We start from the raw sequence: 10,071 nt of genomic DNA, 5'->3' as shown, positions 1-10,071 counted from the left end.
CCGTGTGAAAGTAGGTAATCGTCAGGCTCCTCATGCCGCAAAACAAAAACCCCACCCCGCAAAGGTGGGGTTTTTGCATTGGGCGCGCCGTTTGCGCGACTCTCCAGCGTGCTCCTTCCCTCCGCCAGCGCAAGCCTGTCAGCGGTTTACCTTCCCCCGCCAAAATACTGTATAAATATACAGTAAAAGCCATAGGCCATTGCATGCTCGCAGCCATGAGCAGGCCCTTGCATTCGCGCTGGACGGGGGAAACTCATGGGTGCCGCACTTTCACTGCTCGATATCGGGCTGACATCGCATCTGCAGCGTCAGGTCTGGCAGGGCAATCCGATCCACGACCCTGACTCGAACATCACATCGAGCGGCTTTCCGGCGCTCGATCTTGCCTTGCCCGGTGCGGGCTGGATGCCCGGTTCAGTCACCGAATTGCTGATCGAGGAAAGCGGCGTAGGCGAAATCAGGCTACTCGCTCGCACGCTTCGGGAACTGACGGCGAACAAAGGCCGCTCGGTCATCTTCGTTGCGCCGCCGTGGAAGCCCAATCTGGCTGCGTTTCGGACGATGAACATCACGGTGGACAAACTGGTCTGGGTCAAGGCGCCCGAGGATCAGGTGCTCTGGGCTGCGGAGCAATCCTTGAAACAGGACGGCATCGGCGCTGTGTTGATCTGGCTGCCGCAAGTGCGCCCCGAAGCGCTGCGAAGGCTGCAAGTAGCGGCTCAGGAAGCGCAGTCGCTGGCGTTTCTCTTTCGCCCGCTCAAAGCGGCGAAGCAATCGTCCGCCGCGCCATTGCGCATGGTCTGCAAGCCGATCCTTCCCGCCAACGCGCAGACGATGAATCGCCGCGAATGGATGCAGGCCGTCATGCTCGAAATCGACATCATCAAGCGGCGTGGTCCGCTGCTGGAAAAGCCGTTGCGGTTGAACTTGCCGTTGCAGTTGCCCGCGCTGCCCGAACCTATTCGCCGCGCGCACGTCGGCAGGAAAGCACGAGAGGTCAAACATGTTGTGGATAGCGGTGACATTGCCGCTTTTATCGCTCGAAGCCGTCAGGCCGCCTTCGATGCCCTCAGCGCCGGCGAACTCGACATCGCCTGGAGCGAGCTCGACGGCGAATGACGATATCGATCAGCCATGCTTCGCGCTTGCCGATCACGCTCGCATCCTGATGCCCGATCTCGTCGCGTTTCGGCTTGGCGTGCGGCCCGGCAGCACGCGCGCGCATGCGTTCGCGCTGGCGCCGCAACTGACGCTGCTCGCCGTCGATATCCGCGAAGAGCAACGCGCGCTCGAAGCCGTCGCGCTGGCGCTGCTCGCGTTCACGCCCAAGGTCGTGCTCGCGCATGCGAATACGGTGCTGCTCGAAGTCGGTGCGAGCATGCGGCTCTTCGGTGGACTGCGCGCGTTGCTGTCCAAGGTCGCATCGACGGTGAAAGGATGCGGTTTCACCTCGCGCTCAGGCTGCGCGCCGACCGCGTGGGGCGCGTGGTTGCTGGCGCACGCACGCACGCGCCGTGTCGCGCGGCGCGTGCGAATCGTGAAAGAGACGACGCTGGTACATGTGCTCGATGCGCTGCCCGTGTCGCTCGTCCCGTCGGCGCATTCGCACGGCAACGTGTTCGAGCAGATCGGCTGCGCGACGCTCGCCGATTTGCGCCGTTTGCCGCGCAAGGGCGTCGCGCGGCGCTTCGGGCAAGGCGTCCTGCAATGGCTCGCGCAAGCGTACGGGCAGGCGCCCGATCCGCGCGAGGCGTTCTGCGCGCCCGCGTCTTTCGAAGCGCGGCTCGAATTGCAGGCGCGCGTGGAAAGCGCCGACGCGCTGCTGTTCGCCGCCCGCCGTCTCGTGCTGCAACTCTCCGGCTGGCTCTGCGCGCATCATGCGGCGGTCAGTGAATTTTCGTTGCTGCTCGAACATGAACTGGCCGCTCGCCATGCGCCGAAAACATCGACGTTCAAAGTCGCGTGGGCCGTGCCGACGCGCGAAGCCGATCACATCCTCTGGCTGCTGCGCGAGAAGCTGAATCAGACGGCGCTCGCAGCGCCCGTGATCGAGATGAAGCTTCTGGCCGATAAAATCAGCGAGCACGCACCGCCGCCCGACACCCTGTTTCCGATGCCCGGTTCCGACAGCGAATCGATGGCGCAACTGCTCGAACGCCTGAGCGCGCGGCTCGGCGCGGAGAATGTCGTGCAACTGGTCGCGCGGGACGATCACAGGCCCGAAGCGGCGATGACGGTCGAAGCCTATAAGCCTGCGCGTGAGACCAAGCCGAAACGCGGAAAAAAGACGCCGGCAACAATCGAAACACAAGCCAGTGAGCCCGAACCAGAGGAAACGCAAACCCAACCCGGCGAACCACTCGAACTGCCCGATGTCGCGGTGCCTCAGCAACCGCGCCCGGCGTGGATACTCGAAACGCCGCAAAAGCTGATGTTGCGCAACGAGCGGCCGTTCTATCGCCGTCCGTTGAAGCTGATCAGCCGGACCGAGCGCATCGAGGCGGGATGGTGGGACGGCAACGGCGTGCAGCGCGATTACTACGTCGCCGCCGACGACCGCGGCCGCATGTTCTGGCTGTATCGCGAGCGTCTCAGCGGTGACTGGTTCCTGCACGGTTTTTTCGGATGATGCGTGATGGATGATCTGAACGACATCATCGGACTGGATGAAGACACTGGGTTTCCCGGCTCGATGTCGGCGTCGGCGCTATTGCCCGACTATGCCGAGCTGCATTGCCTGAGCAACTTCTCGTTCCTGCGCGGCGCGTCGCATCCGCAGGAACTGGCCGCGGCCGCGCTCGAACACGGCTATACCGCGCTCGCGATCACGGACGAATGCTCGCTCGCGGGTGTCGTGCGCGCGCATGCCGCGATCAAGGACATCGAAGCGAAAGCGCAAGCCGCGGCTGACGCGGCGCGGGAGGCCGGCGAGCCGCCGCCGAAGAAGCAGAACCTGAAGCTGATCATCGGCAGCGAGTTGCATCTCACCGATGCCAACGGCGAGCCGTTCTGCACGCTCGTCGCGCTCGCGACGAATCGCGCGGGCTACGGCAATCTGTCGGAGCTGATTTCGCTTGCGCGCTCGCGCTCGCCCAAGGGCACATACAGGATCGGTCCGGAAGACTTCACCAATCCCGCCGCCTCCTCCGATACGGCAGACCTGCGCGGCGATATCGCGCATCTGAAGCACTTGCCCGATTGCCTGCTGATTCTCGTGCCGCAGCGCTCGGCGACGCTCGCCGACACGCTCGATCGCGCGCACTGGCTGGCCGGTTTTGCGGCGGGCCGCGCGTGGCTCGCGCTGGAGTTGTGGCAGGACGGCAGCGACGACGAGCGACTCGCCTCGTCGCGCGTGATCGCCGAAGCAAGCGGATTACCGCTCGTCGCGGCAAGCGGCGCGCTCATGCACGCGCGCTCGCGCAAGCCTTTGCAAGACACGCTGACCGCGATTCGCCTGAACCGGTCGCTCGCCGAATGCGGTTACGCGCTCGAAGCGAACGCGGAGCGGCATCTGCGCACGCGGCTGCGCATCGGCGCGCTGTATCCGAAAGAGGCGATCAGGGAAACGCTGAAGGTGGCCGCTCGTTGCACTTTCAAACTCGACGAGCTCAAGTACGAATACCCCGAAGAATTGGTGCCGCCCGGCGAAACGCCCGCGAGCTATCTGCGCAAACAGGTGATCGCGGGCGCGCTCAGGCGCTGGCCGAACGGCATGGATGCCGAGACCATCGGTCTCATCGAAAAGGAGCTGGCGCTCGTCGCGAAACTGGAATACGAGAAGTACTTTCTGACGGTCTACGACATTGTCGCTTTTGCGCGCAGTCAGGGGATTCTGTGTCAGGGGCGCGGCTCGGCGGCGAATTCGATCATCTGCTATTGCCTTTCCATCACCGAGCTCGACCCGGTTCGAATGGACCTGCTGATCGAACGCTTCATTTCGCAGGCGCGCAACGAGCCGCCCGATATCGACGTCGACTTCGAGCATCAGCGGCGCGAGGAGGTCATCCAGTACATCTATCGGAAGTACGGACGGCATCGCGCGTCGCTGGCGGCGTCGGTCATCACGTACCACACGCGCAGCGCGCTGAAGGATGTCGGCCGTGCGCTCGGGCTGGATGCATCGCTGATCGAGCGGATCGGCAAGTCGCAGCAGTGGTGGGACGGGCCGTCGGCGGTGGCGGGCTATCTCAGGGAAGCGGGCTTTAGCGAGGACTCGCACGTCACGAAGCATCTCATCCGGCTGACGCGCGAACTGCGCGGTTTTCCGCGGCATCTGTCGCAGCACGTCGGCGGGTTCGTGATCGCGCGGGAACGTCTGTCGCAGCTCGTGCCGATCGAGAACGCGGCGATGAAAGACCGCTGCGTGATCCAGTGGGACAAGGACGATATCGATCAACTGAAACTTCTGAAAGTGGACGTGCTCGCGCTCGGCATGCTCTCGGCGATCCGGCGCGCGCTCGAATTCGTCGCACTGCGGCGCGGTGTGCCGGGCTTCGGCATCCAGCACATCCGCCGCGAGGACAAAGCCGTCTACGAGATGTGCTGCCGCGCGGACACCATCGGCGTGTTTCAGATCGAATCGCGCGCGCAGCAGAGCATGCTGCCGCGCTTGCGGCCGCAGAAATACTACGACCTCGTGATCGAAGTGGCGATCGTGCGGCCCGGCCCGATTCAGGGCGGCATGGTGCATCCGTATCTGCGTCGCAAGCAGGGGCTCGAAGAGGAGGAGTATCCGAAAGAGGAATTGCGGCCGGTGCTCGGCCGCACGCTCGGCGTGCCGATCTTTCAGGAGCAGGTGATGAAGCTCGCGATGGTCGCGGCGGGCTACACGGCGGAACAGGCCGATCAATTGCGCCGCGCGATGGCCGCCTGGCGTCGCGGCGGCTACCTGGAGGCCTATCAGGCCGATCTGATGAAGAAGATGCTCGCACGCGGCTACGAGCACGATTTCGCCTCGCGCGTGTGCAAGCAGATCGAGGGCTTCGGCGAATACGGCTTTCCGGAGAGTCATTCGGCGAGCTTCGCGCTGCTCGTCTATCTCAGCGCGTGGATCAAGCGTTACGAACCCGCGGCGTTTCTGGCCGGCCTGCTGAACAGCCAGCCACTCGGGTTTTATTCGCCCTCGCAACTCGTGCAGGACGCGCGGCGTCACGGCGTGGCGGTGTTCGCGCCCGATGTTTCACTGAGCGACTGGGAGTCGGTGCTGGAAACGCGCGCCGGCGAAGGCGAGCGCATCGCGTTCGATGACGGCAAGGAGCGGCGGCGCCAGCAGTTCTATGGCATGCCGTTGCCGGATCAGGTGTTTCGCAAGACCGTGCGGCGCGGCGCGCGCAGGCTCAGAAAGCGCGTCGAACTGGATGGACGCCGATACGGCGCGAGCGGGCCGGGTGTGCGCATCGGGCTGAGTCTCATCAAGGGTCTGCAGCAAGCCGCCGCCGAGCGCATCATGGCCGCGCGCGCGCAGGCGCCATTCACCGATGTCGACGATCTCACGCGTCGCGCCGCCTTGTCGCGCCGCGATCTCGAAGCGCTCGCGGCGGGCAATGCGCTCGCGAGCATCGCGGGGCATCGGCGTCAGGCGTGGTGGGCGGTCACGGCGCAGCAGCGCGCGCCGGAATTGCTGCGAGACGCGCCGATGACCGAAGCGCCGCTTTTGCTGCCGGAAGCGCCGGAAGGCCGCGAAATCGTCGATGACTACGCGAGTCTCGGGCTCACGCTCAATCGTCATCCTCTCGCGCTTTTGCGCTCGAAACTCGCGAGCATGCGCTTCAAGACCGCCGAGGAACTCGCTCACCACAAGAACGGGCGCTTCGTGCGGGCATGCGGCATCGTGACGGTGCGGCAACGGCCGGGCACGGCGAACGGCACGATCTTCGTCTCGATCGAAGACGAAACCGGCGCGATCAACGTGATCGTCTGGCCGGGGCTCGTCGAGAAGCAGCGCAAGGTGCTGCTAGGGGCGTCGCTGCTCGGCGTGCACGGCGTCTGGCAAATGGAAGGCGAGGTGCGGCATCTGGTGGCGCAGCGGCTCGAAGACCATAGCGCGCTGCTCGGCCGCCTGGCCGCACCGAGCCGCGATTTTCACTGATCCGGCACGTCCGGATAATTCGCGAGCAGCCCGGCGATCGCGATGTCGAACGCCGTGCGCCGGCCGATGCCGAGCGTCTCCAGGCGGCCGGAATCGAGATGACAGTCGCGCGGGCGCGGCGTCGCATCGGTCGGCGTGTGCTGCGCGACGAGCTTCGCGTCCACGTTCAGCACACGTGCGATGCGCCTGGCGATATCGAATTTCGTCATCGGTTCGTCGCCGGACCAGTGCGTGATGCCGGAAATCGTCGCGCCTTTTGCGTGATGTTCGAGCATGCCGCGGATCACGGCCGCGACATCGCACGTCAATGTGGGATAGCGCGTCGCCCAGGCATCCATCGGCGCGGGCGGGTTTGCCGGATCGGCGGATCTGACGATGGCGGGCGTGAGGCTCGTCACCGCCGACTCGTTCCAGTCGGTAAACGGTCCGTAGAGCAACGGCAGGCGCAGCACGCAGGCGGCGGGATCGCTCGCGAGCAGGGCGCGTTCGCCGTCCAGCTTGCTTTGCCCGTATGCGTTGAGCGGCGCGGGCGTGGCGTCGGGGAAATAGGGCGGGGCGGCGCCGTCGAAGACGTAGTCGGTCGAGATCGACAGGACCCACGCGCCGAGCATGCGCGCTTCGGCCGCGATCACGCTCAAGGCATCGACGTTCAACGCGCGCGCGAGCGCCGGATCGTTCTCGCAGACATCCGGACGCCGCTCCGCTGCCGCCACGACGATCGCGTCGGGCGCAAGTTCGCGCAGAAAGGCGCGCACTGCGTCGTGGTCCAGCAAATCGAGTTTCACGCGCCGGGCGTCGGCGCGGCCGCGGGCGGTCTGCACGACGCGCCAGTCCTTCGCGCCGAGCGCGCTCGCCAGTTCGCCGGCGATGGCGCGGCCGAGCAGCCCCGACGCACCGATGAGTGCGACAGTAAAGCGCTCGCCCGCCCTCATGCCGACGCGATGCCGACGACCGTATAACCGGCCTCGTCGATGGCCTCTTTCAGCGCATCATTCGATTGCGCCGACTCGACCGCGACGCGGCCGCGCTCCAGATCGACGCGAACCTGCGCCTGCGGATCGATTTCCTGAATCGAGCGCGTCACGGCCGCGACGCAGTGCTGGCAACTCATGCCTTGGACTTCGAATTCGGTCATTGCGGTTTCCTCTTGAAAAGACGTCGATCGATGACATCGTATACCTTGCCATCGTGGGAAGGTGTAGAGTCGGAATCACATTTTTTCGGAGCAGACCATGAACATCGGCGAAGCGGCCCGCGCCTCGGGCGTCACGGCGAAGATGATTCGCTACTACGAGAGCGTCGGATTGCTCAATCCGGTCGGTCGGACGTCGTCGGGATATCGCGTTTATGGCGATCAGGAGGTGCACGCGCTGCGCTTCGTGCGGCAGGCGCGCCGGCTCGGGTTTCTCGTCGAGGATATTCGGAAGTTGCTGGCTCTCTGGCAGGACCGGTCGCGGGCGAGCGCCGAAGTCAAGTCCATTGCGCTGGAGCATGTCGCGGAACTGGACCGGCGCATTGCCGAACTGACTGAAATGCGCGACACGCTGTCGCATCTGGCAAAGAACTGCCACGGCGATACGCGGCCGGATTGCCCGATTTTGGATGGGCTCGCGCAATGATGCCCAAATTTGGTGCAATCGCTGAGTACAAAATTGGGTAATCCTCCGAGAAATCAGCGCGTTAAAGCAAGGATCCGGCCTGCACCATTCCGAAACCGAATGCACACTATTCAAGCATTTCACTACCACACCGCCAATGTTCTCCTCTATAATCCGGGTATTCCCTAGTGCGGGTAATCCCTGACCCCGAAATGCCAGGGACTTTTAAAGACCTTGGAGAACATCATGTTTGCATTCCTGATCGAAAGACTGAGCATCTGGTTTGAAGCCGCCGAGCAGCGCCGCCGCGAAGCGTACCTTGCGCAATCGACGGACATCGTTCAGCTCGAACAGCGCATCCGCTCGCTCGAAACGAACGGCTACAACGCGTAAGCGTTTCGTTCCTGGCGCCAGGCGCCGAACGTAAAAATCGAAAAGCCCCGCAACGCGGGGCTTTTGCTTTGGTGCCCGTTCAGCGCCGGGCGCAACGCGGGCCTTTGGCCTCAATGCTTGGGCGGATGCTGCTCCAGCCATTGCTTCATGAACGCGATTTCCTTGTTCTGCGCGGCGATGACGTCTTTCGCCAACTTGCGCAGCTTCGCGTCCTTGCCGTACTTCAGCTCGACCTTCGCCATTTCCACCGCGCCCTGATGGTGCGGGATCATGTGCGCGACGAAATCCCGATCGGCGTCGCCCGTGTATTCGATGCTGGACATGCCCGTCATCATCTTCTGATCGGCGGCCTGGAATGCCGCGGTGGACGAGGTGTCCGTGGGCTTGGGCGCGTGTTGCTCCATGTTCATGCCGGGCATCGCATCGCTTGCCGGCGCGGCGGTTTGCGCAAAAGCGCTGGCGCTGCAGAGGGCGGTGAAGATGGCAAGCGCAATTCTCGTTGATTTCATCGTTTCTCCTGTGAGGGGCGGGCGGATCGCGTGCTCGTTCCGAGCCAAAACGCCTAGCCTAAAGCTTGCCATCGGGGTAAGGTAAAGCGGTTTCGTCTATATAAAGAGCACGCGATGCCAGGCCACATCAACGACACGACGAATAGCCGCTTGCGCCATTCCGTTGCGCGAATTGCGCGCATCTCACCCGCGTTCGCGGTGGCTTTGCTCGGCTCGCAACTGGCGCTGGCCAAGCCGGGCGGCGAGCCGCTCGTGCTCGATACGCAAACCGGCATTCACAGCGGCGTGAGCGGCACCGTACTTCAAAGCGGACCGCTCGGCGGACCCGGCATGGTGCCGATGGCCACGCTGCCCGGGCTGCCGCAGCAGCCGGACCCGCCCATCGTGGTCTCGCCTTATGTGGAATATGGCGGGCAGAACAGCGTCCCGGTGCAGCCCGGATATCCGGGGCGTCCCAGGGTCTCGCGCACGCCTTATCCCTGATGCTCCAGCCTGAATGAGGCGTTGCCATCCTCACCGAGCGCGTCGACGAGATACGGGAGCGACTCTTTCAGCGCCTTCGTCAGCGTGTACGGCGGATTGACGACGAACATGCCGCTGCCGAAGAGGCCGAAGCCGTCCGTCGGCGGTTTCTTCACGGTCAGGGACGCGTGCAGCCAGTTGTCCGGCTGCACGGCTTTCAATTGATCGGCGAAGCGCTGCGATTCCATGCGCGTGACGATCGGGTACCACACCGCATACGTGCCCGTCGCGAAACGCTTGAGGCTTTCTTCGAGGCACGTGAGCGTGCGCGCATAGTCGCGCTTGTCTTCGTACGAGGGGTCGATCAGCACGAGCGCCCGGCGCGGTGGCGGCGGCAGAATCGCCTTGATGCCATCGAAGCCGTCGCCGTCGTAGATCATCGCGCGGCGGCCGGCGTCGCGAAAATTGTGGCGCAGCACATCGATCTCCGTGCTGTGCAGTTCGAAAAGACGCATGCGATCCTGCTCGCGCATCGTGCGCCAGGCGAGATACGGCGAACCGGGATAGAAACGCAGACCGCCGTCGGGATTCAGCGCCTTCACTTCATCGACATAGTCCGCCAGCAGCGGCGGCAGATCGTCCCGATCCCATAGCCTTCCGATGCCCGTCTCGAACTCCGCGTTCTTCGTGGCGAAGCCTTCCGTCAGCGAGTAGACGCCCGCGCCGGCGTGCGTGTCGATGTACCAGTACGATTTGTCCTTGAGGCCGAGATAGCGAAGCATCTGAATGACGATCGCGTGTTTCAGCACATCGGCGTGATTGCCCGCATGAAAGGCGTGACGATAACTAAGCATGAAAAGCCGGAATGAAGGCGTGCAGGAAAGAGGTCTATTTTAGCCGACGCCATTCCGGCGCGATGTCGCGGCGCGCAGTCCCTTGCTGCGGCGCACCGCGTCTTTATGCACAATAGCCGCTCGCGTACGATCGCAATAGTCGGCCAAACGGAAAGCTCGGAAGTCCC

General features: G+C 63.9%; 10 protein-coding genes. 6 read left to right on the top strand and 4 right to left on the bottom strand.

Annotation, left to right across the window (positions count from 1 at the left end; genetic code table 11):
• Positions 1-255: 255 nt before the first annotated feature.
• The 3 genes from imuA to AWB70_RS37440 are packed head-to-tail and all read left to right on the top strand — an operon-like array spanning position 256 to position 6,088.
• On the top strand, positions 256-1,119 hold the full coding sequence (gene imuA / locus AWB70_RS37450; RefSeq protein WP_045450765.1) for a translesion DNA synthesis-associated protein ImuA: 864 nt from the start codon (positions 256-258) through the stop codon (positions 1,117-1,119).
• Positions 1,064-2,629, top strand: coding sequence for a Y-family DNA polymerase (locus AWB70_RS37445; RefSeq protein ID WP_053568398.1), 1,566 nt, complete (start codon positions 1,064-1,066; stop codon positions 2,627-2,629). Before imuA ends, AWB70_RS37445 begins: the two co-directional genes overlap by 56 nt.
• Positions 2,630-2,635: 6 nt before the next feature.
• On the top strand, positions 2,636-6,088 hold the full coding sequence (locus AWB70_RS37440; protein WP_082378055.1) for an error-prone DNA polymerase: 3,453 nt from the start codon (positions 2,636-2,638) through the stop codon (positions 6,086-6,088).
• Here the strand turns inward: AWB70_RS37440 and AWB70_RS37435 are convergent.
• Complete coding sequence (locus AWB70_RS37435) at positions 6,082-7,020, bottom strand: dTDP-4-dehydrorhamnose reductase family protein (RefSeq protein WP_053568397.1); 939 nt, start codon at positions 7,018-7,020, stop codon at positions 6,082-6,084. The two genes, AWB70_RS37440 and AWB70_RS37435, sit on opposite strands and share 7 nt — an antisense overlap.
• A complete protein-coding gene (locus tag AWB70_RS37430; protein ID WP_014191728.1) occupies positions 7,017-7,223 on the bottom strand; it encodes a heavy-metal-associated domain-containing protein in 207 nt (68 codons plus the stop codon). The genes AWB70_RS37435 and AWB70_RS37430 overlap by 4 nt, the downstream gene beginning before the upstream one ends.
• Positions 7,224-7,320: 97 nt before the next feature.
• Between AWB70_RS37430 and cueR the strand changes: the two genes are divergently transcribed.
• Both cueR and AWB70_RS37420 read left to right on the top strand, forming a co-directional pair.
• Positions 7,321-7,707, top strand: coding sequence for a Cu(I)-responsive transcriptional regulator (cueR, locus tag AWB70_RS37425; RefSeq protein ID WP_014191727.1), 387 nt, complete (start codon positions 7,321-7,323; stop codon positions 7,705-7,707).
• Positions 7,708-7,932: 225 nt separating this feature from the next.
• Entirely contained in the window at positions 7,933-8,079 is a 147-nt protein-coding gene (locus AWB70_RS37420) for a DUF3563 family protein (protein ID WP_075644223.1), read from the top strand.
• 110 nt (positions 8,080-8,189) lie between these two features.
• On the opposite strand, the gene copM is transcribed toward AWB70_RS37420, so the two are convergent.
• Entirely contained in the window at positions 8,190-8,588 is a 399-nt protein-coding gene (gene copM / locus AWB70_RS37415) for a CopM family metallochaperone (protein ID WP_053568396.1), read from the bottom strand.
• Positions 8,589-8,702: 114 nt separating this feature from the next.
• On the opposite strand from copM, the gene AWB70_RS37410 reads away from it, so the two are divergent.
• Entirely contained in the window at positions 8,703-9,071 is a 369-nt protein-coding gene (locus tag AWB70_RS37410) for a hypothetical protein (RefSeq protein ID WP_053568395.1), read from the top strand.
• Here AWB70_RS37410 and AWB70_RS37405 read toward each other — a convergent pair.
• Positions 9,062-9,904 (bottom strand): 23S rRNA (adenine(2030)-N(6))-methyltransferase RlmJ, encoded by an 843-nt coding sequence (locus tag AWB70_RS37405; protein WP_053568394.1) that lies wholly within the window; start codon positions 9,902-9,904, stop codon positions 9,062-9,064. The two genes, AWB70_RS37410 and AWB70_RS37405, sit on opposite strands and share 10 nt — an antisense overlap.
• Positions 9,905-10,071: the final 167 nt, after the last annotated feature.

It is taken from the genome of Caballeronia cordobensis, from assembly GCF_001544575.2.
Taxonomy (GTDB): domain Bacteria; phylum Pseudomonadota; class Gammaproteobacteria; order Burkholderiales; family Burkholderiaceae; genus Caballeronia; species Caballeronia cordobensis.
Note: the sequence above shows the minus strand (reverse complement) of the source record. Positions and strands in the feature narration are given on the sequence as shown.